The organism is Alteromonas sp. 07-89-2 (assembly GCF_013113925.1).
GTDB classification, from domain to species: Bacteria; Pseudomonadota; Gammaproteobacteria; order Enterobacterales; family Alteromonadaceae; genus Alteromonas; species Alteromonas macleodii.
Window position 1 is genome coordinate 221,659 of sequence record NZ_VTYM01000002.1, and the last position, 24,463, is coordinate 246,121.

Genomic DNA, 24,463 nt, shown 5'->3' on the forward strand with positions numbered 1-24,463 from the left:
ATATTGGCTAAGCGCAAAGTAGCAACTAAAGCTGAAAAAGAAATGATTACTCGTTTTGTTCATGCATTCATTGTTTCAGAAATTGGCAACGAGGTCTTTCCCGAACACGCTAAATCATATCGTGAACATATGCGCAAAGAATTCCCTGAAGGTTTCAGGCTTCTAGATGAATTCCAAAAAGCCGTGCCACGCATCCGCAAACAGGTGCTTAAGGCATTTCAAGAGCATAAGGATGACGAGAACGCATGAGCGATAAACGCACCCGTGGCAAGCCCAGCAAAATAGACCAGCTTCCCGACGACATAAAGTCTGAGCTGATTGAGCTATTGCGCGATAAATCCGTTACACAAACCGAAGTGCTTGAACGGGTTAACACCCTAATACGTGACGCAGGCTTACCCGAAGAAGAACATATCTCACGTAGCGGCCTTAACCGCTATGCCACGCGCATGGCCACAGTGGGCAGTCGAATTCAGGAAGCCCGTGAAGTGTCAAAACAATGGGTAGACCAGCTAGGCGGTAAGCCAACGGGCGAAGTATCGAAAGTGCTCATTGAAATGGTTCGTACTCTAGCGTTCGACCAAGTATTAAAACTGTCTGAGTCTGGTGAGGCGGTTCCCCCAAAATTCATTAAAGAACTTGCCGTTGGAGTAGAAAAACTTGAGAAAGCCGCTACTGAAAGTACCAAGCGTGAAAAAGAAATCCGCAAGGCCATGGCGGAAGAAGCCGCAGAGCGCGCCGCAGAAGTCGCCAAAGCAGCGGGATTAACCGCAGATGGTGCTGCGCAAATCAAGCGTGAGATTTTGGGGATTGCCTAATGAAGCTGCCACCACAGCCTGCCCCTACACCTAAGGAAATCAGGCCCAGTAAAACGCAATATCAAAAAGCCATTGAGCAATGCGACAGACTAGAAACGCGGTTCGGCCTCCCTACCTTCATTCCCTTCGATGAGAACGAACTTTTACTTGGGTACCAGAAACGCTGGGTAGCCGATGACTCACCGCTGAAGATTGCTGAGAAGTCCCGTCGAACCGGTATCACGTGGGCCGAAGCGTCAGACGCTGTGCTTACCGCCAGTAGAACCAAAAGCGCACACGGTACCAATCACTTCTATGTGGGCTCGAATAAGGAAATGGCCCGCGAGTTCATTGATGCAGCGGCCATGTGGGCAAAAGCCTTTGATAAAGCTGCAGGTGACATTGAAGAAGAGCTGTTCATTGATGATGGCCAAGAAGGCAAAGAAATTCTTACCTTCGTTATTCATTTTGCCAGTGGTTTTAAAATACAAGCGCTGAGCTCGAAGCCGTCTAACCTGCGTGGTATGCAGGGTAACGTAACGATTGATGAAGCCGCCTTTCACGACCAATTAGCGGAAGTACTCAAGGCCGCACTTGCACTTACCATGTGGGGCGCAAAGGTGCGCCTTATCAGCACTCACAACGGTGCAGAGAACCTTTTTAACCAGCTAATACAAGACAGCCGAGCAGGCAAAAAGCGTTACAGCATTCATCGTATTACGCTAGATGATGCGTGTAATGAAGGGCTATATCAGCGGATATGCCAGGTTAAAGGGAATGACTGGAGCCAAGAGGCCGAACAAAAGTGGAAGGACGATTTACTTAACGATACCGCCAGCCAAGAGGATGCACTGGAAGAATACTTCTGTGTGCCTAAATCGGGTGGTGGCGCTTACATCAGCCGTGCCCTTATCGATAAGGCCATGGTGCAACCCGACGAGAATGGTCAGCCCACCGTAGTCCACTACGCACAAAGTGCTGAGTGGAACCAGATGCGCCCTGACTTGCGCGCTGCTGATATTAAAGACTGGTGCAAAGAGGTATTACTGCCACAGCTAGAGAAGTTAAACCCAGAGCAGCGCCACTGCTTAGGGGAGGACTTTGCGCGTTCTGGCGACTTAACGTGTTTATGGATTGGCGCAATACAGCAAGACTTAAGCCTTTGTGTACCGCTTGTGGTGGAACTTAAAAACATTCCCTACAAGCAGCAGGAGCAAATTCTATTTTTCATCATCGACAGGCTACCGCGCTTTATTGGCGCGCAATTGGATGCCACGGGTAACGGTGAATACTTGGCAGAGCAAGCAGTTGACCACTACGGCGCGGGGCTTATCGAGTCGGTCAAGATCACCGAAAACTGGTATCGAGAAAGCATGCCGCCTATGAAAGCCCACTTTGAGGACTTCACCATTATCCTGCCGAGTGACGCTGACATCTTGGATGACCTGCGCTCTATTCAAATTAACAACCGGGGCGTGCCTCGCATACCCGATGCGAAAACCGACAGCAAAAAACAGCGACATGGCGACGGCGCTATTGCCTGCTGCATGATGGTTGCGGCCAGTAAAATGGAGGGCGGTGAAATTGACTACATGAGCCTACCTTCTAAAGCCGAAAGGCGCGACAACCGCAACAATGACGACAACTACTCAATCCAACAAAGTGGGTGTTATTGATGGAAACCTACGAGCAAAACGGTACGCGCTTTCGTGTACGCGAACGCGCCCTTAAAACCAAACAAACCGATAATTCAGCACGCGTGGCGCAAATGCGGCGCGAGTTTGCTGAGCATCCAAGTTCTGGGCTAACGCCTGCCACGTTGGCGGTCATTCTTAAAAATGCTGAACAAGGTAGCTTATTAGAACAGTGCTATCTGGCTGAAGACATCGAAGAGAAAGACGGTCACATCCAGGCTGAAATATTCAAGCGTAAGATGGCGCTAACCGATATCGATTGGCAGATAGAGCCGCCTGTGAATGCTTCGGCCCAGGAACAAAAGGATGCGGCCAACATAGAGCAAATGCTGAAAGATGTGGAAGACTGGCACAACATCATATTTGGTATGGGTGACGGCATTTTAAAAGGCTTTTCAAACATTGAGTATGAATGGGGCTTTTACAATAACTTCCGTATTCCTGAGGCATTCGTGCACCGCCCTGCTACGTGGTTTCAGTTACACCACGACGACCAAGACTGCATTGCCCTTCGAGACCAAACGGGCAAAGGCGAGAAACTACGCCCGCTTAACTGGCTGCAGCACCGCCACCCTGCAAAGAGCGGTTATGCCGCACGTATAGGCCTAATTCGTCAGCTGGCATGGCCGTTCATATTCAAAAACTATTCTGTACGCGACCTAGCCGAGTTCTTAGAGATCTACGGCATTCCTATTAAATTGGGTAAATACCCTAGTGGTGCAACTGATACTGAAAAGAGCCGCTTGCTTCAGGCAGTACTCGGCATTGGCCACAATGCTGGGGGCATAATCCCCAAAGGCATGGAAATTGAATTTCACGAAGCAGCGAAAGGCGGCGGCAGCGACCCCTTCATGACCATGATGAGCTGGTGTGAGCGCATTCAATCCAAAGTCATTTTGGGTCAAACCCTCACATCGCAGGTAGACAGCACGGGCAGCCAAGCGTTAGGCAATGTGCACAATGAAGTACGACAAGACATTCGCGACCACGATTTGCGCCAAATAGCCAATACGTTAAATCGCGACCTTGTGTTGCCTATGCACGCGCTTAACAGCCTAAGCTACCGAGGCGACCCAAGACGTAAGCCGCGCATTATATTCGACACACAAGAGCCCGAAGACATCAGCCAATACGCTGAGAGCCTACCCAAGCTGGTCGACATTGGTTTTCGCATTCCGGCCAGCTGGGCACAAGATAAGCTTCGCATTCCAGAGCCTGAAGGCGAAGAGGCCATCTTGGCTCGCGCTGTCGCCACACCTGCTGTTAACGAGCCAGAGGAAAAAGATGCGGATAAGGACGACCCAAAACAAGAGCCGCAAACCGCTGCATTGCGTTTAGCGCTCGCTGCACTTAAAGCACAACAACCGAAAGACGACGGTACGGATGTGCTCACCAAGCGCTTAGCACAACAGGCTGGCGAATCGTTCAGTCAGTTAATGCAACCCATTGAATCACTCGTAGCTAATGCTGATTCATTGGAGGCGCTATTAGAGCAGCTGCTGGAACTAGAAGACCAACTGCCCATTGAAGATTATCAACTACTTTTGGGCCAAGCATTTACCGCAGCTGAGTTAAGCGGACGATTTGATGTGAATGAGGGGAGATAACGATGCGGAAAGCATGGCTACGATTTTGGTTTAACGACTACACCAGAATTATTGGTGTGGTTTTGGGCGGGCACTTATTAATTACTGGCCCGTGGATATTCGTAATACTAAGCCATTTCGATGCACTTGAGCACTTTCGCATCGTCGTCGCTTTTTTGTATTCGCTCATACTTATGTGGGCGATGCTTGATAACGATTACAGCAAGCTGGATAGGCTCTAACTTATGCCTGCCCAGTACGGCCCTCAGAAGTTTTCTGAAGCCATCACCCACTTTAGAAACAAGTTGAACATGCCCAGCGAACGCTGGGCTGATGTGTGGCGTGAACAGCACAATAACGCTTTTATGGTGGCTGGCGCAACGAAAACGGATTTGTTGGCCGACATTCGCCAAATGGTAGACAGCGCAATAGCAGAGGGTAAAAGTTTAAGCTGGTTTCAAAAAGAGTTTAAACACCTGGTTAAAAAGCATGGATGGGAACACACAGGCAGTGCCGCATGGCGAGCTAATATCATTTATGACACAAACATGCGCCAAGCTTATAATGCGGGGCGCTTCCAGCAGCTGCAGAACTTTCCGATTTGGCGCTACGCGCACGGGGATAGTCGCTACCCTCGCCCACATCACCAAAGTAAAGACGGTACCATTTTACCTAAAGAGTCGCCGTTCTGGCTTACCTGGTTTCCCCAAAACGGCTGGGGCTGTAAATGCAAAGTGTTTGGTGAGACAGCCAGAAGCATTCAGCGAAAAGGCCTGAAGTTAAGCAAAGAGCCCGTTATTGAGACGCGTGAATGGGTAGATAAGAGAACAGGTGAAGTACATTATGTGCCAGTAGGTATCGACCCTGGTTTCGATTATTCGCCTGGCTCAAAATCGCAAGCCGATGTATTGCGCCAGCAGCAACTTTCAAAGCCACCACTAAAAGAGCGCCTTCCTGAACGTGTGGTACCTAGTGCTTACTCAACGAATAAAAATGTAACCATTCATGGGTTAAACAAGGTCATTTCAGAATTGAGCCAGGCGCAACCACAAATGCGCCAAGTGACCGATTTCATTACTACCTACGGTATGAAGACCTTGTTTCTTAAACCGACTGAAATGGTGCGTGGAAGCAAGAAAGCCAAAGAGTTGGAAGAGGACATTACCAGTTATTTAAATGTCCCAATATCAAAAGCCAATGGCCATTGGCCTGTACCCAGTAACACCGCACGACGTGCAAATGGTTACACAGCACTTGCTTGGAAACACGTCGTCGTAAAAGCCAAAACAGGTGTAAACTTAAATAAAATTGCCGACATTACCGACTTAACCAATGCGGTAGAGGCGGCAATACTCGCTTTACAGGCTGGCAAGCGGCAATGGTCACTGTCGCATATTGTAAGGCACTATACAGACAGTGGTGATCATGGTGGCGCAATAATCACATGGCTTCATGAAATGGGACACCAAGTTCAATTTCAGGCCATGCGCATGGATATTCCTACACTTGGCTTAAATGAGAGTATTACCACTTACAGTATGCAAGACACCATGGAATGGCATGCCGAGCACTTTGCCGCATGGGCGCTTAATCGCGCCATGCTTGAAACGCACTATCCAGCGATAGTCGCATACTTCGACGAACTAATGGGGGAACTACTGTAATGAGTATTTTCGACAAAATTAACGCTGGCCATAAAGAAGAAAGCGAGCAGCTGCGTGACGCACAGCAAGTGCTTCAATCGTCGGTACCAACTGCAGAAAAGCAAGCGCGTATTGAAGCGCTAATGAAAAAAGCCCCTGAACATGAAAAAGCCATGTTTGGTGATCTTCTTTCTAACCTAGTGCTGCAGGCAGATTAATATGGCTGGCAGCTTCATTACAGTTCGTGCTTATGGCAGTGGTGAGATAAATGCGTTGCTTTCTCGCATTGCCAGGGCAGGAACTGACTTAGAGCCAGCGTTCGCGGAAATCGGTGAATATCTGATAGAAGCAACCCAAGAACGTTTTAAGCTTGAGCTAGCGCCCAATGGTGAACAGTGGGAACCGCTTGCGCCAGAGACGTTAGCACGAAAAGGTGGCGAAGATAGGATACTGCAGCAATCCGGTACCATGCGTGATTTGTTAACCTATCAGATAACGGGAAGAGTACTCACATTCGGAAGCAACCAAGAATACGCCGCCACGCACCAATTCGGTAGAGAAGAAGACGGCATACCCGCTAGGCCGTTCTTAGGTCTCACAACTGGGCCGTGGAGAGATGCAGACGAGATTGTTGAAATACTGCAAGACCACTTAAAAGATGCTATTGCATAAAAGCGCCCTGTAAGACATCCTAAGGCGACTTTGTTGATTAGACGAGCAAAGTTACCAATTAAAAAACTTAAACACTTCTGAAAGGATTTAAACAGCAATGAGCGAAGGGAAGCCCCTTGTCGAAGACGAAAACTCAACGTTAGATAAAATAATTCATTATTTCCCCTATTTCGCAGTACCCATCGCCATATTGATGTTAGCGGCATACTTTTTCAATTTTCACAGTGGTTTTGGTGATCAGGGTGACTTCGGCGCATTTGGCGATTTCTTCGGTGGCATCTTAAACCCAATGCTTTCTTTCCTTACCATTTTGCTTTTGCTTCGCCAGCTTAGATACCAACGCAGTGAGCTTAATTCGACCGCTGCCGAGCTAAGAGCCACTGCGGAAATTCATAAAGAAACCATGAAACATAACCAAGCAGTGGATATTTATGAGAAGACTTATAAAGAATTTGATAGCGCAGTCGCGAATTATCATGACTCTCTGTCGAACAGCTTTCTAACTATCTCGAAGGACGGAGATGCATACAGGGAAGCTTTAAGATTAGGAGATGGTGTAAGCAAATCGGACGGAACCATATACTTGACCCTAGAAACTTTAGAGCAAAAGGCTGACGTCATAAGAGACATATTATTTTCCCCTAAAGACCAGGTGCTTCTAGATAATTTGAATATCGCACTGAATTCTACTGTACGATACGCAACCGAAATTTATTTTTTCGCTGAGGAATATCAAAAGCTTGGTGTTAATAACCTTCTTTATCTCGGTCGATTAGAGCGTTTTCATGAATCGCTTCAAAATGTAGAGCGTCAGATAGAATCACTTGAAATTGAAGATACTGTTTTACCCATAACCTCAGTCTTGAATGCTATCATTCATCATTGTGAACAGACGATTATGCTAGCTAACGACACCCCAAACCTAGACTAATCCCCTTCCTCCCCTATAGCCCGACATACTGGTCGGGCTATGAAAAAACAATTAACCACACTTACATCTTCAGTACTTGGAGGCCGCCATGTAGCGACAACGCTAGCAGCAGCCGTGTCCTTTGCTGCCCTATCGAACCAGTCGGACAACGCTGAGTCTCCACTTGGCGTTGCTGCTTGTACCTTTTCAATTGATATAGAACAGCCCTGGCAACAAATACTCCCGGGAGCTGACTTCGCTGCCTATGATGGCCGCCCTACTGAAGTGCCTGGTAATAAGTGGCGCATCGATAATGCCAAAGGCGAAGCCCTCGCCGCGAAATTAAATACGCGAGCTGATGCGGGCGAGCAGCTGCTTGTCGACTACGACCACCAAACCCTACTTGCCAAAGAGAACGGTTCTAAAGCCCCTGCCAGTGCATGGGGTAATAAATTCGAATGGCGAGAAGACAAAGGCTTATTTGCTCAGCTTAATTTCACGCCCACCGCGCGAAAGCACATCAAAGAGGGTGAATACAAATACTACTCTCCCGTCGTCATTTACAACAAACACACAGGTGAAGTGTTAGACCTTCACAGCGCCGCACTCACTAATGACCCAGCAGTAAAGGGCATGAGTCAAGCTGCCGCCCTTCATGCAAACGTTAATAACCAACCATCGGAGCCTACGCCCATGAACGAAGCATTAGCCCTGCTATTTAATCTGCTGGGTATTACTACCCCATCTACCGACATTGATGCTGCTGCATTACATGCACAGTTAACTAAGCCAGGTGTGAAAGCCAAGCTTGACGAAATTAAGTCCAAGTTAGACGGCGCAGCGGAAAGCGACCAACAAATTGCCGCGCTTACGGCAAAAGTTGAGCAAGCCAAAGAAGGTATTAACCCAGCCGAGTATGTGCCTATTGAAACCTATAACGGCGTGGTAGCAGAGCTAGCAGCGTTATCGGCAAACCACAGTGCGGTAACTGTCGACCAGCTTATTGAACAGGCTCAAAAAGACGGCAAGTTCGTGGCGCAAGCAGAGCTGCCTTACTTACGTAGCCTGGGCAAAAGTAGCATGGCAGCGCTTAAGGCACAGCTTGATGGCCGCGCAAGCGTGGAAGCCTTTGGTGGTAAACAAACCAAAGAAAAGAAACCAGACGGTGAAGACCAAAACGCCGTTGCGGCCCTTACCGCTGACCAAAAGCTTGTAGCAGACCAACTGGGCATTTCCCACGAGGACTACGCCACCGAGCTTAAGAAAGACTAGCTCTACGCCTAACCACACACTTAATTTGGAGAAATAAAGCACATGGCTATTATTACCTCACCTGTATTAAACGCAATCCGCACTGGGTTTCGTAAAAACTTCGAAGACGGTAAAACCCGTGGCATGCCGATGTACAATGCCGTGGCCACCATCGTTCCATCCTCAACCAAATCGAACACCTACGGCTGGTTAGGGCAATGGCCGGGCTTCCGTGAATGGATTGGCGAGCGTCAGCTTAAATCACTTAAAGAGCACGGTTACACCATCACCAATAAGGCCTTTGAATCAACTGTGGCGGTTGACAGAGACGATATCGAAGATGACAACTTAGGCGTTTATTCGCCCATGATGGACGAAATGGGTTACGCCTCATTAGTATTCCCAGACGAACTGATATTTCCTTTACTAGGTGCTGGCTTCACGTCTACCTGTTACGACGGGCAGTACTTCTTTGACACCGACCACCCAGTGAATTCTGAAGTAGATGGCAGTGGTACAGATATCTCGTTTTCTAACGCAATCATTGATCCTGGTTACACAGGTGATGCCTGGTATCTGTTAGACACATCGCGAAGCTTAAAGCCGCTTATCTTCCAAGAGCGCAAGGGTATGCAATTTGTCGCTATGGATAACCCTAACGATGAACAAGTATTCATGAATAAGGTTTTCCGCTATGGCGTAGATTGTCGCTGCAATGTGGGCTACGGCTTCTGGCAAATGGCTATCGGGGTTAAGAAAGAACTGACTCCAGCAACCCTTTGGGAAGCCATCAACAAGTTCCGCAGCTTTAAAGCAGACGGTGGCCGTCCGTTAGGTTTAGGTAAGAACGGGTTAACGCTAGTCGTACCATCCTCACTACACGAACACGCTACCAAGATTAACGAGCGCGAACAAATTGATGATGGCGGTGTGACGGTAAGTAACGAGCTCAAAGGCAAGTTTACGGTACTAAACCCCGATTACCTTCAAGCTTAATTACCTAGAACCTTAACAATCACTACAACTACTACAACTGGCTTTTAAATAAAGGCCAGTTGTTTTGGAGAAACGTTATGTCAAAACTCGCTATTGTCTCATTAATTATTACCGCAAGTGTGCCTTCCTTTCGTCGTGCCGGCACAACCTTTACTGACGCTGGAAAAGCCTTCCCTGAAGGTTACTTTACAGAAGAACAACTTAACGACATTCACAAAGAGAAAAAGCTGTCTGTCCGCGAAGTGCAGTCCGATGCCATCCCAGAAGGCGTTGATACCTCACTTATCTCTGCCGCGCTCACCGCTTCCGCCGCTGAAGAAAAGACGAAAGAAAAAAAGACTGCCTCGCAAACCGAACCTACCAAGTCGACGGGAACGAAAGCAACGAGTAAAGCAAGCACAACCAAAGACACGGGTGCTAGCGCCTAATTAGCGCTAGTCGGAGCATCACTATGGCGTATTGCACAACTGACAACTTAATTGACCGTTACGGAGCCGATGAACTGTTACGTCTTACTGACCGCGACAATAACGGCTTTATTGACGAGCAAGCAGTGAGTGCAGCCATAGAGGATGCCAGTGACTTGATTGATGGCTATTTGGGTGGGCGTTACACCCTGCCCCTTAATGTTGTGCCTAGCGTGCTAATTAAAATATGCGCTGACATCGCCAGGTTCAATATGTACGACCACACCGTTCCTGAAACCGTCGATAAGAATAACAAGGCGGCAATGGACTTTTTGAAGTCGGTGGGAAAAGGCGAAGTGCGGTTAGGTCTATCAGATAGCAACGAGTCGCCCGCATCTGACGACCAGATACAAATTCAGAGTGAGGAAGGCGTGTTTAGCCGTCGCAACTCAAAGGGGTTTATTTGATGCTGAATTTGGTTAAACCCCGTATTGCCAGCCTGTTCGACGAGGTTGGCACCGCCGCCAACGTGCGAAAAGCAATGAGCCAACCACTGCATCGCAATAGCGCCGCGTTTGTCGTGCCAGTCAGCAATCGACCCATGACAAATAGCCGTGATGTCGATATGGGCCGTCCGCTGCAAGAGTTTATCGTGACGTTTGGTGTAGTCATTGGATTACGTGCCATTAACGACCCTACAGGCGAGCGAACGCTTGCAGAGCTTGAAAGCCTGCGCAATACACTGCGTGAAAGCTTGTTTGGTTGGAAACCTGACAACGAGCACGAACGCGTTATTTTGGGGAATGGCGACCTTATCGGTTTCACCAACGATGGTCTTTGGTGGATAGACAGATTTTCAACCAATACCTGGTACAGAGGAAATGCAACATGATCATAGTGACCAATGCCAGCGACAACGATATTACGCGCGCAGCCGTTACGTTTAAGCCTGGTGAAAACAAGTTTAAAACGGGTGAGCTAAGCGACGGCAAACGCGCACAAATTAGTGCACATCCAAAGCTAAAAGTCGTGGTTGTTGAAGACCGCCCAATTGAAACCAAAGCGCAGCCAAAAGCACAGGAGAAGAAATCATGAGTATCACTCCAGGGTTTAGACACGACAAAAAATTTGTAGTGATGGCGCTTCGCAGAGACAGCGACACAAAAGGCGCTGACTATATCGCTGCTGGCGCACAACCTCTTGCGATACTTACCAAAGGGTTGGCGGTTGATCCTTATCAGAGCGAACAAATTACACGTGATTTAGATACGGGTGAGCAAGGTGGAGAGAAGGTTATACACGCTGGTGAAATGATGACACTTACCATCCCTGTGGAAATAGCGGGCTCTGGTGATGCATCAAGCGCAGCTGCATACAGCGCAATCCTGCAAACGGCAATGCGTGACGAAAAAACCGATGTTGCCAATGAAGTGACCCATAACCGGGTTCTCAATGCATCGGAAGAGCAAGACGGTACGTTCTACTTTTATTGGGAAGGGATGTATCACATTTTGCTTGCAGGAAAATCATCCCTTACCGTCGCTGGAAAAATAAACGAACTGGGATACCTAACTTTTGAGGTTAAAGGAATCTACGGCGAAACCATCGAGGGCCTGCCACCTCAACCAGATTTCAGCGGATTTCAGGATCCTCTCCCACTAAGTAATTCCAACACCAAATTTACTTTGGATGCTCAAGCTCTCAACCTCTATGAGTATGAGCTTGCCGACAATCATAATGTTGAACATGACGAGGGAACTGAGCAAAACCAAGTGTTTATTGAAAGTTGGAGCGAAGAAGGAAAGTTCATTATTGAAAGCCCAGCACTGTCAACTTTCGACCCCTTCGCCTTAATGCGAACTTCAACACTTGTTCCATTTACATTTACCCACGGCGTAGCCAATGGAGAAGTGTTTGAACAGTCGAGTTCAGGTATCCAAATCTTAACGGTTAAGCCTACCGCTATTAAAGGCAAGCAAGCTTGGGATTGTGGTTTCAGGGTTATCAAAGGCCATCACAGTATCATCAAGACCAGCTAATACAACGTGCCCCGCAGGGCGATAAAAGCGCTGAGCAAAGGAGTCAGCGATTTACTCACCGCCAGGGATGGCAACTCTGTTTGAGAATCAACCATGCCATTTATCTTAGCGAAAAAACGTGAAATCGAATGGCCTGTATCAATTGAAGTACCAATTGATGGCGGCCATACCGAATCTCAAAAATGCACTGCAAGTTTTGAGGTTTTAAATCAAGACGAGTACGACAAGCTCATTGGCGATGACGTTAAATTCTGTGTTCGTGTCGTCACTGCATTTGGTAGTGACATTCAAGATGAAGACGGAAAACCACTCCCCTGTACCGCAAAAACAAAAGAAGCTTTATTTAAAAGTGCAGCATATGTGCGAATGGGCTTCATTAACGCATACCACGAAGCAGCCACGGGAATCGTAGCAAAAAACTTGAAGGGGCAGCCAGGCACTGGGCAGTCGGGCCGCAAAACCCGCAAAAAGAGATAGATGCCCTAACTGAGCAAATGCAGGAGCTCGGATTATCGAGCCATTTAGGAGAGTTGAACAAAGTAATGCGCTCGGACGAGCGTTATGAAGTTCTAGAGGAAAACTGGCCTATCGTCGAGTGGTTCATTGAGACAGAAGACCTGTATTTGTGGAATCAAAATGTTTGCCTTGGTCTTGATGTTAAAGCCGTCCGCGATGATGCGTTTATGTCGGGTCGCGAATTTACGAGTCAACAATACAAAGGACTTCGAATAATGGGTCGAACATTCGCAGATGAAATCACAAAAATTTGCACGATGAGTAAGTAATGAGTGAAATAGTAACTGGTATTCGGTTAAGGGGTGACGCAAGTGGCTTAGTAAGTGAGACACAACGTGCTCGCACAGCTCAAGAAAAATTCACTAATACAACTCGCCAATCTGGCAATCAAGCCCAACGAACAAGCGCCCAGGTTGCAGGTCTCTCTGCTGCAAAAGGTCAACTTACTGCAAATATTAGGACAATGTTTTCACCTGTTAACCTTTTAACAGGTGGTATCGCAGGATTAATCGCTGCAATGGGAATTGGGGATGTCATCCGCTTCTCGGATGAAATGAAACGTCTCGATAACCAAGTGAGGTTGATAACTAAATCGGAAAAAGAAAGAGTTGCAGTTCAAAAGGAGCTGCTGCAACTATCTAACAGAACATTTTCAGATATTGCTGCAACCACTGAGCTCTTTGCAAAAATGACGAGAGCCACACAAGACTTAAACGTAAGCCAAAATCAATTGCTAGCAGTCACACGAGCGGTGAACCAGTCTTTTGTTATAAGTGGAGCATCAACTCAAGAGGCTGAGGGATCTACTCGGCAATTAGCTCAAGCATTGGCTTCAGGCGCTTTTAGAGGCGATGAGTTTAATAGCGTTGCCGAGCAAGCTCCACGACTTATGGAGGCGCTCTCCACGCAGTTAGGTGTTACAACTGGTGAACTAAGAGAAATGGCTGAAAACGGTGAGTTAACTAGCCAGAAGCTTATAGCTGCGCTAATTAACCAATCTGAAGCCATAAACACAGAATTTGGAAAGATGGCACCTACCGCCAGTCAAGCAATGACTGTTGTTTCAAACAACTTCAAGACACTGGTATCAGAAGTAAACAAAGCATCAAACGATTTTGGCGGACTAACAAATACTATTTCTGGAATTGGTGAAGCCCTTGGGAGTTTAACTTCTATCGTAGCCAGCGGAGAGATGGTCGCCTATTTGTCAGCTTACGCTGGAGCATGGTCGGGCTGGGCAGATTCTGTTTTTGATTCGATTGACTTGGCTATAGGTGCAGTTAATCAATTCCCACTACAAGTTTTAGCAGCAAAAGCGATCACTGAAGAAACGCTTGGATTGCTTGCTGATGCATTTAAGTATTTCCCTCAGAACATTAAAGGAATGGTTCAGATACTAACTGTCGAGTTAGCCAATCTGGAAAGAGTAGCTAAAACATACGCTGGTCTATTTAGAGACACGGTTTTATTAGAGTTACAGCGACTTATAAAAAAGGCTGGCGCATATGCGAGCGAGCTAGTGGATGTACTCAACCCCTTTGATGGAGATTCATTTAATTTAGATGGTGAGCTGTCCCGCATTGATGGAACCTATGACAGGGTAACTGAAAAAGCAAAAGAGACTGCAAAGGCTCGAATTGCTGCTTCAAACCAAGCGAGAGATCAAGTTCTACAGGATGTTTTTGCAGAGCGAGATGGCGCAATTAACGCAATGAATGAGCAGCTGGCAGCTGCTAGGTCTCTCGCAGAGTTCAGGCTTCAAAGGCCAGCGGCCAACGATAACAGCTTCAACGCACCAGAACCTTTCGTTCCTGAAGAAAGAACATCAACGCCCGAAGAGCAAAACAGTGAGTATGAGAAGCTTAGGCTTAAGTTCGCCACTCGTGAAGAAGCACTTCGCATCAACGCGCAGAATGAAATGGCGATCATTGCTGAAGCGATGGAACAAAAGAAAATCACCGAGCAGCAAGGTTTAGACTTAATTTTCGCGGCTCGTAAAAAGCATCTCAGCCAAGTACAGGCGCTAGAAGCTCAAAAATCTAATTTAATACTAAGTAGCTCAGCACAAATATTTGACGGCCTCGCAAGTCTCGCAGGGTCTTTCGCGGGTGAGCAATCAAAAGCCTATAAAGTTCTTTTTGCCATTAGTAAAGGTTTTGCTATTGCGCAAGGCGTCATGAATTTATCTACCGCTATCAGTAATGCCATGGCGTTGCCATTTCCCGCCAACCTTCCCGCAATGGCCAACGCCGCAGCAACTGGAGCAAGCCTAATTGCGAATATTAAAGGCGTCACAATGCAAGGCCAAGCGCACGGCGGCTTAGATAAGAATGTCAGAGAGGGAACTTGGTGGCTTAGAAACGACGAGATGGTACTCAACCCTCAACAACGTCGTAGTTTTGAAAACATGGTCGCCTCAAATGATTCACGAGCACCGGGCGGAAGGAGTGGCGGTTCAAGAGTGTTCTATATCACCAACAACATAGACGCAACAAATGCAGTACCAGGCATGGAAGAAAAAATACGCGAGAGCGTGGAAATGGCGCAGCTGCAGTGGCAAGCCCAGTTGCGAGAAGACTTTTCTAATGGTGGCGAATTATCGCAAAGCTTAAGTGGGACGATGGCCGCATGAATGAGATTTTTGATTTTCCTCAACTTCCCGTTAGCCGTTGCCTGTTTGTTCCTCAGTTCAATACCAAAATGAACAGAAGTTCATTTAACGGTTTTGAGCATATTGTCGAGAACCCAGGCGAACGATGGATTGTTTCTTACAAGTTTTCAGTGCTGACATTTGAAGAATGTAAGGTGCTGAAGGCGCACTTAGCTCACTTGCGCGGCCCTGTTAATAAAACGCGTTTGTACGACACAACCTTTAATCAACAAAGCGGATTGTGGGCAGGCGTTCCTAGAGTAAATGGTGCAGGCCAGTACGGCATGATGTTAAACGCCGATGGGTTTGTACCAAACCTTTTGGTTGCAAGTGCAATGGACCGCTGTGTGATTGGCGAGCAGCTGCTTGAGATTAGGCAAGACTGCTATGCCGATGAGTTTGGACGCACCACGCTTTACTTTACAAACGAATTACGCGAACCCGCCACAGACAACAGTGTTATCCAAAGCGATGTTTCTTCGCTTAAAACCATCGCGCGATGGATTAAACCAGAACAAATACAGCAGCTGTCTGGCAACCGCCGTTTGTACCGCAATATTACGCTTGATTTTGAAGAGGCATTTACATGATTGAGAGCGCTATTTCACCCACTATGTTAGAAGCCGCGCAAGCCAGCCCGTCGCGCTTGCTCGCCTTTGCAGAACTAAACTTTAAGTCTGGCTGGGTACGAGTTCACACAGGTGTGGGCTCCCGCGTTTATAACGGGCAGACCTATCTAGGCATAGGCGAGCTTGGCAGCATTGGCAGAGTTAGAGAAAACGCGAGCCAAAGTGGTAACAGAACCACGCTTTCACTTGTTGTGCGTGACCCATCGTTGCTCAGTGAAGTCATGAACGAAGACCCCAACGGCCGCGAGTGTTTCATCCATTTAGTGGCGTTCGATGAGAACCGCCAAATAACAGAAGGCGCTGACTATTTTATCGATGCAGAAATGGTTGACCTAAAAGTTATCACAGGTAAACGCGCAGCGAACAAACCTGCGGTTATCAAAATTACGATTAACGACTGGTTCGAGCGATGGGCTCAACCTGTCGAAGTGGTAAAAACCACCGATGCAGCGCAACAAGAACTTCACCCGGGAGACCGATTTTTTGACCTTGTAGAAGTGATCGCAGGCTCCCCTCTTTCCAGTCTTCCAGTTAAGACAAATTACGGCGGTGGCGGTAGACGTTCAACGCGCGGTAGAAGCGGAGCCCACCAAAGATGAGAAATAAGAATTGGCCAGAAAAGCTTGTCACTTACCTGCAAGAGAATTTAGACACCCCGTTTAAGTGGGGCACGTTTGATTGCTGCTTGTTCGCTGCAAATGCTGTTCACGCGATGACAGGAAAAGATTTTGCCGAACCGTTTAGAGGTAAATACACCACCGAAAAAGGGGCAGCCAAGGCATTAATTAAATATGGCCATGGCGATATTAAAAGTACGTTAAATGCCATATTTGGTCCGCTTAAACCCCGTTTAAACGCAGGTCGCGGTGACTTGGTGCTTGTTGAAACCGACACGGGTGATGCCTTAGGGGTCGTTGCTAGCGGTAAAATTTGGGTGGCGACACTAAATGGCCTTGCCACTATGCCATTAAATCGCGCGTTAGGGTGTTGGAGTGTGCCATGCCACCAGTAGCTGTCGGCGTTGCATTAGGGTTGGGAGCCGCAGCGGTAGGCGCTTCGGTTACGGTTTTAGGTGTTGGTCTTTCAGCTGCACTAAGTGCAGTAGCAATTGGCGTTGGCGGAGCTGCAGTAACGCATTTTCTGGGTGATGCCCTTACACCCGATATGGGCGACTATGCATCTGACCCTGCCACTGACCAGTCATTAAATACCAACGCTAACGATGTAAGAAAAATAGTGTATGGCGAGGCGCTAGTAGGCGGCAAAATCGTCGGCTATGCCAAGCCCACTATCGGTGGTGATGACTACCACATAATGGTGCTTCACCTTGTTGGTCATCCGTGTGAGAGCGTAGATATTTATGAAATAGAGGGGAAGCCAAAGAGTGAGCTTTCAGGGTTAGTTTCCAGCCGAATCTATTTAGGCGACCAAACCACAGTGTGCCCACTTGCTAACCAATATATCAGTGGGTGGACATCGGAACATATAGGCGTAAACCAAACCTACGTGACGTTGAAAATTAAAGTTGATGATGAAGCGTTCCCGAGCGGGCTAAACGAAATTAAATTCGTTGTTCGTGGCCACAAGGTTTACGACCCCAGAAAAGACACGACGCAAGGTGGTGATGGCGAGCACCGCTTCGATGATGAATCAACATGGGAGTGGTCAAGCAACCCATCGCTATGTAGTTACGACTGCTTACGCCGTTACGGCGCAAAGCCCGTTCCGCGTCGACGCCTCCCTATGGACTTTATTGCTGTTACCGCCAACTACTGCGATGAACAGGCTATCTATAGAGACGCAGGGGGCAATGAGCAAACAGGAACGCGCTTTGAGGTTAACGGTGTTTTAAACAATGGCATGCGCCAACAAGACATGCTTAATCAAATTATGGCGTGTATGGGAGGCAAACCCTATCGTGTAGGTGGTGTCGTCTACTTTAAGCCCGCTATGTATGCTGGCCCAGCAACAATAGTCATTGACGTAGATAACGACTCAATGACGTTCCCAGAGTACCGCCCTCATCGCCCTTACAAAGAAAAAATTAACACGGTCAAAACCGAGTTTGTTAGCCCAAATCACAAGTGGCAAATGACCAATGCCCCTGTGGTAAAGAGCGCCGAGTACCGCGAAAACGACGGTGCTTACTTAGAGTCAAACCTGCGCTTCACGCTAATAACCCGCGACCATCAAGCGCAGCGAATAGGTAAGCTAGCAATGGAACGTAGCCGCGCGGGTTTTATGGCTACACATATTGTCCCGGGTGTTAGGCTAGATATCATTCCTGGTACATGTATAAAGTTTGTTGATGTCGAAACAGGCGTGAGTAAGGAGTTTACTGTTGAAGACAGAGACTTTGATACTGAAAAACATCAGACCAAACTGCAGCTAATAGAAGATGGCCCGCAGATTTACCCTGACAGCTTTGAAGCTGCTGAAGGAGACTTAACGCCAAACACATCTTTGCCAGATGCTACCGTTGTCCAGGCTCCTGAAAATTTACAGTGGACAACCACCCCAAATGACAGCTGGCGACAAGGTGTTTTAACGTGGGACCATCCATCGCCGGCTAACGTGATCAGCTATGTTGTTTCAGTCAGCAACAAAGACAGCCAAACACCCGAGACTCAACTAACATTTACGCCTGCAAACAGAGCTCAGAGCTTAGCGCACTTGCCTGTTGGCGTTTATACCGTCGCGGTATCTGCGCGAAACCGATTTAGAACCAGTCCAGGCATCGGACGAGACATTACTATTGGAGTACCGTCGACGCCCACACAAGGTGTGGTAGTAAATGTGTTGCCTGGTCGCATTGTGATTAACGGCCCTACTCTTCCCCATAACAACGCAACTTATGAATGGAAGTACTCCTATGATGGCGATGAGCAGGAACATTTCGATAGCGCCATTTATATGGGTAAAGGCGACACCGTTACTATTACAAACACCCCACACGACGGCATTATCTATGTTTGGTATCGGCTTATTGATGGCGACCAAGTAGACCCGAATTGGCTAAGCTTCAGCGTGGCCGATTTGATAGGTACAACGTTCGACAGAGTAGACCCAGAAATTATATCTCGAATTCAATGGCCCGGTTTACCAGCGGCACTGGGAGATCATATCGATGCTATCACTAATGACGTGGAGTATTGGAGCACGCAAACCAGCGAACAAGGCGACGACTATCAGCAGCTTATATACAACGTTACCGAAGCGGTAAGTGCTAATCAAATCAACAGCACAGAGATAATTGGCCTTAAGCAGAAAGTAGGTACCAAAACCGTTTCGGCACAATTTACCGAGTTCAAGGAGGTGAATATCGGTTATGAAGATGAAAACGGCGATTGGATAGTCGGTGCGCCCCTAGTTCGAGCATTTGACGAAGTGAAAGTGCAAAACAAAGATGGTGACGAACTATCAGTCATCAACTTCATGCAAGCACTTGAGACTCAACTAGGCGAATTAGGCGGCACTTATTACCTTGGCGTTGTAGATGAAAACGAAAATTTCACCGGGCTAAGTATACAGGGCGGTAATGGCGACAGCGACATTCTGCTTTACATGGATAACCTGCGATTTGCCAGCACTGCAGGTGAAGTCTTTTTCTGGTTAAACACTATTAGTGGGCGACTTGAAATAGGCGCTAACACAGAGTTTAAAGGCACAATGCGTGCAGCTAGAAAGCTCGTCGTTTTACCCAATGTTATGGAAGTAGAAGACCCGTCTGGCTTCGGTCCAGACAACTTATGGATATGGAAAGGAAGCCCGATTCTTGATCAAAACGGAGAGCCTGACTACGGCGCCTTAACAAAACAAAATGCCTCTCTAGGGTGGCGCGACTTAAATGGTAACGAGTACTTCGGTGGCTCAGTTACCACAGGCCAATTGATAAATGGTGGTGACACTACACTACTAACTCTTAACCCTTCAGTGGAAGTTGGTCCATTCACAACCAATGGAAACCCCAAGCAAGTTAGCTATGGCATTTCTTGGCGTGGTTTTAGTCAAGAAGACGGTTATTGCCCAACTGGTGAAACTTTTGTACCGAGTTGCACCATCATTCTTGAACGCGCATTAGGTGGCGGTGGATGGACGCAAGTCCAATCACATGAAGTTACTGGCGAACTACAATACCGTGAAATCCATGAGCCTGAAATATCTAACGACCCCAGTGGGCGTCTCTGTAATCGAAACGAGGTGACGAACTCATCTTTTACTTACACCGACACCAACACAAGCCAAGGCACATTCTCATATCGAGTAAGAGTGGTGAATCAGCAGCGGTACCACGTGATTCAATTCATCCAGACGCAAAACCTTAATCTTATCAGCGTTGAGGAGCGGCCTTCATGAGTGCAGTGAGAGAGTTCCCAAGCGTTAGTGTTAGTAACAACAATAACGTCATTCAAATAAACACCAATGACTCAAACTTCTCAGTAGTGCCGGGTAGCGTGATTTTTATTGCAGGTGACAGGCCGCGGTTGGTAACTAGTGGGGACACTACGAACAGAACATTAACTTTAGCAATTGCGTATAGCGGAAATGATATCGTAGAGAAAAGCGCAACACTCATACCGCTTGGTCAGAACAGTGCTCTATTGGACGCTGTCACTTCACTTACACAAGCACAGAACGGACTAGCTGAAGCATATGGTGACGGTCCTGGTACCGTAGGTGAAATTAGTTGGACAGCAATTTTAAACCCACCACCAACAGCTACGCAGTGGCCTACTTGGGTACAAGTACAAGGGGATATAAATGAAGTGCTCCCTGAGACAGCGAAGCGTTTCCCTAATTTCCCTGAGATTGGTGGCAAGGTTTCGGTTGAGCAGTTGCCAGATGATATCGACACGGACAATAAACGAACACAGGCCCTAAGCCCTCCGGTTCGTCAAAACCAAAGCCTTACTCATCTTCTAAGTGACTATCCGACGCTGAAAAAAACTGAAGAGTTGCCCAGCGATTCCCCGAACAATGAGCGCCAAATAAGATTTGATGACGTTCGCGGATTAGTACATCTATCTCTAACAGATAAGTGGTTAACGATTCCAACAACTATAGCGACGAGAAAATTCGCGATCTTCTGGAGAGGTTTAATCATTCGGCTTAACTCGGCCTATACGGGCAGCATAAAAATGCGCGTATATCCGATGGGAGTAGGCGGGAATGGGCTTCCTAATAACCCCACATTAGCGAATCATCAATGGCATGAATACGAAACTACAGTCACTGATTTATACAAAATAGGCGAGTTCAACAACGAGTACTTTGAAGGAATTATTGACTACGTAGAACTCGATAACTCATGGGCTTCTTTAGATTCTGACCATTCATACTATCGTGACTTAAACGGCTATTTTGATGTCGCTTTTGGCACGCTAAGAAGCCCGTTTAAAACATTCTATCTGCGCAGCGATAACCATTGGTATGGGGAGGATATAACTCCCCAAACGCCGAATTACATGGGAGCTAGTTGGCAACAAGACCCGAACGACTTCAGGCGATATACCGTCACTAATGCAGACGGCGGTACGGATGCGCTTCGATTGTTTGGTGATAACTCGGACGAATATAGCTTTGAAATTATTCTCATTGTTCACTCTCTCAATCGTGACATGGCTATAACTATTTCAAATAGCGCTCCAAACATAGCTTACGCCGCCGAGCCATATCGCTTCATAACCGAAGCTGAACGCATCTACTTTAAAAGAAAAAATGGGGCTATTACAGGAACAATGACCATTGAAGCAGTAAGAATTAGGATTCCAGCTCATGAGTATTAATCGCCTTTTTGATGTGAACTTAAAAACCGCTCAAGGGTGGACACAAGGCGAAGATTGGTCTGAGTGTAACCCTGTTCAAGATTTGAATGAAATCTATCATCGTGTATACAGTAATTCTCCTGAGGATGATCCTAACTTCAGACTTGAGAGAGGTGATAATTTCTACATAGGTGCGCATCCTTCAGAAATACGCGACTGGACGCCCAGAAAAGCACCATGGAACTTTGATATCGACGAGGCAAGAGAAGGAGCATGGTTCTCTTTTTACTTTGGCCTGCAAGTTGGTGAAAGCGAAATAGACACAAGCTTGGATAATCACTCACCTTGGATTATCAACGCTCCTGCAAATTTCATCTTATTAAGCGCAGATTACCACCGCTTCTACAGTGTAAAGCTTAAAGACTCGCAAAACCTTTTAACACTAACTAAAGACAATCGTGGCACTGAAATACATGGTGCGATTATGAGTAACGCAGGACTGATAAATACAGGCGGGTATCGTATGTTTGATTGGGTTTTACGAAGCTTAACGTGGATTAAAACAACACTAAAAGCGCTCATTATCCCTTTAGGTTCTAGCAATATCTCATTGCAAGGCTTTGATATTACCGGTTCTGGCGATATAGGTATCGCAGTAAAAGCCGGCCACTCCGAAATAGAGATTGTTGGTGGCAAGGTAATTAATGAAAACAACCTCTTTTCTGAAAACCCTACCCCCTTTATCGGTGTTCACTTAGAGCAGGGTGGAGAAGCTATTGTTCGATACGTAGATACACAAGGTTTTAGTGCTGAAGGGTTTAGATTTGAATGCCCCGTAGACGTTAAGGGTTTAACGTCAACCTACGACTGCAAAGGTATTCACTTTTCTGAAACCTCTACGGCTCGTGATTGTATGGTGTCATGGACGCGGAGAGTACAAGGTGATGGCTTTGCTTACGAGTTTGAAAAAGACGGTGAGCTTAATAACTGCGGATGTAATTTGGATGAAACAAGCGGTCTTGGTGTAATTGTAGGTCATGATGGTTCTACGATTACTATCAATGGTGGTGACTATAAAGCGCTGGCTCCTCTGCCATTTGTTTATGCACGAGGCAACTCTACATTTATTTTAAATAACGTCACAGTAAATGGTGAACTCTACAACGAAACTGTAACGTTAGTCGAAGGTGAAAGTTGGCGCGGTGTAAAGGCTGATGTAACACTCGACACGCTTCCTGTTTATGCAAATAAGACTCTATCACTTCCTTTTATGCATATACCCCAGTTTGATAATGCCGTGTCGGTGCAAGGTGCTGAAAATGCATTCAGCAGCCAGATTGATTTACCAAGCGGGGCAAGGGTTGTACCCACGGGCGATGGTTCGTTGCGATATATGCCTCTGGATGTATGGTTGCACCTAGACCCAGGAGAAGAAGCAATTGATTATTTCAGGTATAGCACTGAAAGCTTCATTTACATGCACCGCTTTAAAATACTGCCTTCACCAGAGGTCGGTGCAAAAGTAGTCCAACCAGATGCGTTTGGTGGCTCTGGCTGGTCTAAAAGTGGTGGTAACTACTATGCAAACCGTACAAGCAGCCCGCTAAGTGCCAGTTACAATTTTGAAGAAGGTGAGGTTTATCAAATCTCTTTAAAGTTGGTAGGAAGCGAAGCCGGTTCAGTTACACCCAAAATTGGCAGCACAGTAGGCCAGTACAGCCATAGTTTAGAAGGTACAGAAGTTTGGTTAATCCGTGCGCCAGCTAACGCCACGCAAATACAGGTAACGGCTTCTGACTACAAAGGCAACGTTCAAAATATTTTTGTGCGTAAGCTGCTTAGAACCGAAACCCCAGCAGTACCAGAACTAAATGCAACGGTTAATGGTAATACCGTCAATTTAGAGTTCGATGTAATGCCAGTGCTTCGTCTTAAATACATTCATACCGCTGACGTTTATAAAACAGGCGTACTTGCGCAAAATGAACAAGACGGTTACAGAGCGTCAGATTCTTCGAAACATTACCTTTTTGAAAACGTCGAGGTAAGCAATCGTAGGAACGGTGTAAACCTTCGTGGTGCAGAATCCCTCGAGGTTTATAAAATGAACTTCCTCGGTGGATACACTGGCACAAACGAACGTTGGCAAACGGCGATAGTAGGTGATTTGCACGGCCCGTTTGTAAAAGTGCAGCAAATACTATTCTGCACCGTTGATTTGATGCTTGATTCTAACTACGGCGATTACCAATCCCAGTTCGGGAATTCCGACTGCGTTGTAGTTAATGGTGCTTACCACGGCGAAGACGCGTTCAAATATTCTGCGCATATATACGGAAACGATTTTAGAAATAGTTCGGATGGAGTAACGGATCTCAAAAAGCGAAGTGAGATAAATTACTCGCGATACGAAGGCGGGTGCAAAATGCTGCGATCCCACTCCAAAGGTTCAGTTACTGTGTGTAATACAGAATTTGTTAGAACTTCTGGAGTTCGTGAGGTCTTCTATCCAAGCCACTCAAGCCCCTATATCGAAATTTGGAACTGCGCTGTAGATAACGTTAGGTGCGTAAGCAAAGAGCAGCTAATGAACCAGCCGAAAGGCTTTGGTACCTACAGCACCTTCAGTCCGTTAAGGACTCGACCCAAATTAGTCCATGTTTTAAAAACATATCCCACATTGAATGATTTAAACCGTGCGGCAATGACAGACATGGAGTTTCAATTTTCGAGCAATGCTGGCGCAGACTGGCAAACTCTTGATGTTCCTAACACTGGTTTACCCGGTGTAGTTGGGTGCTTTAAGCGTTCACTGAACTTTTCTTCAGGCACATACAAAGTCCGTTGTCGTTGCCTTAATGGTGCGCTAGTTGGCAACTGGTCGAATGAAATTACAATTACAGTATAG

25 protein-coding genes are annotated in these 24,463 nt (G+C 46.9%); all 25 read left to right on the forward strand.

Translation table 11 applies throughout. From position 1 onward, the window contains the following. Positions 1-3 precede the first annotated feature (3 nt). The 25 genes from F0261_RS02360 to F0261_RS02480 all read left to right on the forward strand — a co-directional run bounded on the left by F0261_RS02360 (position 4) and on the right by F0261_RS02480 (position 24,463). Positions 4-249 carry a hypothetical protein gene (locus tag F0261_RS02360; protein ID WP_171337129.1) on the forward strand — a complete coding sequence of 82 codons (246 nt, stop codon included), beginning with the start codon at positions 4-6 and terminating at the stop codon, positions 247-249. Further along, positions 246-818, forward strand: coding sequence for a DUF3486 family protein (locus tag F0261_RS02365; protein WP_044446754.1), 573 nt, complete (start codon positions 246-248; stop codon positions 816-818). The genes F0261_RS02360 and F0261_RS02365 overlap by 4 nt, the downstream gene beginning before the upstream one ends. Further along, positions 818-2,473 (forward strand): terminase family protein, encoded by a 1,656-nt coding sequence (locus tag F0261_RS02370; protein ID WP_171337130.1) that lies wholly within the window; start codon positions 818-820, stop codon positions 2,471-2,473. The genes F0261_RS02365 and F0261_RS02370 overlap by 1 nt, the downstream gene beginning before the upstream one ends. Then, positions 2,473-4,098, forward strand: a complete 1,626-nt coding sequence (locus F0261_RS02375; RefSeq protein WP_171337131.1) for a DUF935 domain-containing protein — start codon at positions 2,473-2,475, stop codon at positions 4,096-4,098. Before F0261_RS02370 ends, F0261_RS02375 begins: the two co-directional genes overlap by 1 nt. 2 nt (positions 4,099-4,100) lie before the next feature. Beyond that, positions 4,101-4,319, forward strand: a complete 219-nt coding sequence (locus F0261_RS02380; protein WP_171337132.1) for a hypothetical protein — start codon at positions 4,101-4,103, stop codon at positions 4,317-4,319. Positions 4,320-4,322: 3 nt separating this feature from the next. After that, complete coding sequence (locus tag F0261_RS02385) at positions 4,323-5,741, forward strand: phage minor head protein (RefSeq protein WP_171337133.1); 1,419 nt, start codon at positions 4,323-4,325, stop codon at positions 5,739-5,741. Next, a complete protein-coding gene (locus tag F0261_RS02390) occupies positions 5,741-5,938 on the forward strand; it encodes a hypothetical protein (RefSeq protein WP_014976445.1) in 198 nt (65 codons plus the stop codon). Before F0261_RS02385 ends, F0261_RS02390 begins: the two co-directional genes overlap by 1 nt. A gap of 1 nt (position 5,939) precedes the next feature. Next, the gene (locus tag F0261_RS02395; protein ID WP_171337134.1) at positions 5,940-6,392 is read left to right on the forward strand and encodes a phage virion morphogenesis protein; all 453 of its coding nucleotides are present in this window, start codon (positions 5,940-5,942) and stop codon (positions 6,390-6,392) included. A 97-nt stretch (positions 6,393-6,489) separates the two neighbouring features. After that, positions 6,490-7,323 carry a hypothetical protein gene (locus F0261_RS02400; RefSeq protein ID WP_171337135.1) on the forward strand — a complete coding sequence of 278 codons (834 nt, stop codon included), beginning with the start codon at positions 6,490-6,492 and terminating at the stop codon, positions 7,321-7,323. A gap of 39 nt (positions 7,324-7,362) precedes the next feature. Next, positions 7,363-8,574 carry a phage protease gene (locus tag F0261_RS02405; RefSeq protein ID WP_171337136.1) on the forward strand — a complete coding sequence of 404 codons (1,212 nt, stop codon included), beginning with the start codon at positions 7,363-7,365 and terminating at the stop codon, positions 8,572-8,574. Between the two features lie 42 nt (positions 8,575-8,616). Then, a complete protein-coding gene (locus F0261_RS02410; protein WP_171337137.1) occupies positions 8,617-9,549 on the forward strand; it encodes a Mu-like prophage major head subunit gpT family protein in 933 nt (310 codons plus the stop codon). A gap of 77 nt (positions 9,550-9,626) precedes the next feature. Next, positions 9,627-9,977 carry a hypothetical protein gene (locus tag F0261_RS02415; RefSeq protein WP_171337138.1) on the forward strand — a complete coding sequence of 117 codons (351 nt, stop codon included), beginning with the start codon at positions 9,627-9,629 and terminating at the stop codon, positions 9,975-9,977. Positions 9,978-10,000: 23 nt separating this feature from the next. Further along, a complete protein-coding gene (locus F0261_RS02420) occupies positions 10,001-10,423 on the forward strand; it encodes a gp436 family protein (protein ID WP_014976439.1) in 423 nt (140 codons plus the stop codon). Beyond that, complete coding sequence (locus F0261_RS02425) at positions 10,423-10,848, forward strand: hypothetical protein (protein ID WP_171337139.1); 426 nt, start codon at positions 10,423-10,425, stop codon at positions 10,846-10,848. Before F0261_RS02420 ends, F0261_RS02425 begins: the two co-directional genes overlap by 1 nt. After that, positions 10,845-11,051 (forward strand): hypothetical protein, encoded by a 207-nt coding sequence (locus tag F0261_RS02430; RefSeq protein WP_171337140.1) that lies wholly within the window; start codon positions 10,845-10,847, stop codon positions 11,049-11,051. Before F0261_RS02425 ends, F0261_RS02430 begins: the two co-directional genes overlap by 4 nt. After that, complete coding sequence (locus F0261_RS02435; RefSeq protein WP_171337141.1) at positions 11,048-11,995, forward strand: hypothetical protein; 948 nt, start codon at positions 11,048-11,050, stop codon at positions 11,993-11,995. Before F0261_RS02430 ends, F0261_RS02435 begins: the two co-directional genes overlap by 4 nt. A 93-nt stretch (positions 11,996-12,088) precedes the next feature. Next, on the forward strand, positions 12,089-12,472 hold the full coding sequence (locus tag F0261_RS02440) for a hypothetical protein (protein WP_014976435.1): 384 nt from the start codon (positions 12,089-12,091) through the stop codon (positions 12,470-12,472). A gap of 17 nt (positions 12,473-12,489) precedes the next feature. Next, a complete protein-coding gene (locus F0261_RS02445; RefSeq protein WP_014976434.1) occupies positions 12,490-12,780 on the forward strand; it encodes a hypothetical protein in 291 nt (96 codons plus the stop codon). Beyond that, complete coding sequence (locus tag F0261_RS02450; RefSeq protein ID WP_171337142.1) at positions 12,780-15,143, forward strand: tape measure protein; 2,364 nt, start codon at positions 12,780-12,782, stop codon at positions 15,141-15,143. Before F0261_RS02445 ends, F0261_RS02450 begins: the two co-directional genes overlap by 1 nt. Further along, complete coding sequence (locus F0261_RS02455; protein ID WP_171337143.1) at positions 15,140-15,751, forward strand: hypothetical protein; 612 nt, start codon at positions 15,140-15,142, stop codon at positions 15,749-15,751. Before F0261_RS02450 ends, F0261_RS02455 begins: the two co-directional genes overlap by 4 nt. Then, positions 15,748-16,389: a hypothetical protein gene (locus F0261_RS02460; RefSeq protein WP_171337144.1), complete on the forward strand. Its 642-nt coding sequence runs from the start codon at positions 15,748-15,750 to the stop codon at positions 16,387-16,389. Before F0261_RS02455 ends, F0261_RS02460 begins: the two co-directional genes overlap by 4 nt. Next, complete coding sequence (locus F0261_RS02465) at positions 16,386-16,802, forward strand: hypothetical protein (RefSeq protein WP_171337145.1); 417 nt, start codon at positions 16,386-16,388, stop codon at positions 16,800-16,802. Before F0261_RS02460 ends, F0261_RS02465 begins: the two co-directional genes overlap by 4 nt. Continuing rightward, positions 16,790-20,146, forward strand: coding sequence for a phage tail protein (locus tag F0261_RS02470; RefSeq protein WP_171337146.1), 3,357 nt, complete (start codon positions 16,790-16,792; stop codon positions 20,144-20,146). The genes F0261_RS02465 and F0261_RS02470 overlap by 13 nt, the downstream gene beginning before the upstream one ends. Continuing rightward, the gene (locus F0261_RS02475; protein ID WP_171337147.1) at positions 20,143-21,576 is read left to right on the forward strand and encodes a hypothetical protein; all 1,434 of its coding nucleotides are present in this window, start codon (positions 20,143-20,145) and stop codon (positions 21,574-21,576) included. The genes F0261_RS02470 and F0261_RS02475 overlap by 4 nt, the downstream gene beginning before the upstream one ends. Next, positions 21,566-24,463: a hypothetical protein gene (locus F0261_RS02480; protein ID WP_216600681.1), complete on the forward strand. Its 2,898-nt coding sequence runs from the start codon at positions 21,566-21,568 to the stop codon at positions 24,461-24,463. The genes F0261_RS02475 and F0261_RS02480 overlap by 11 nt, the downstream gene beginning before the upstream one ends.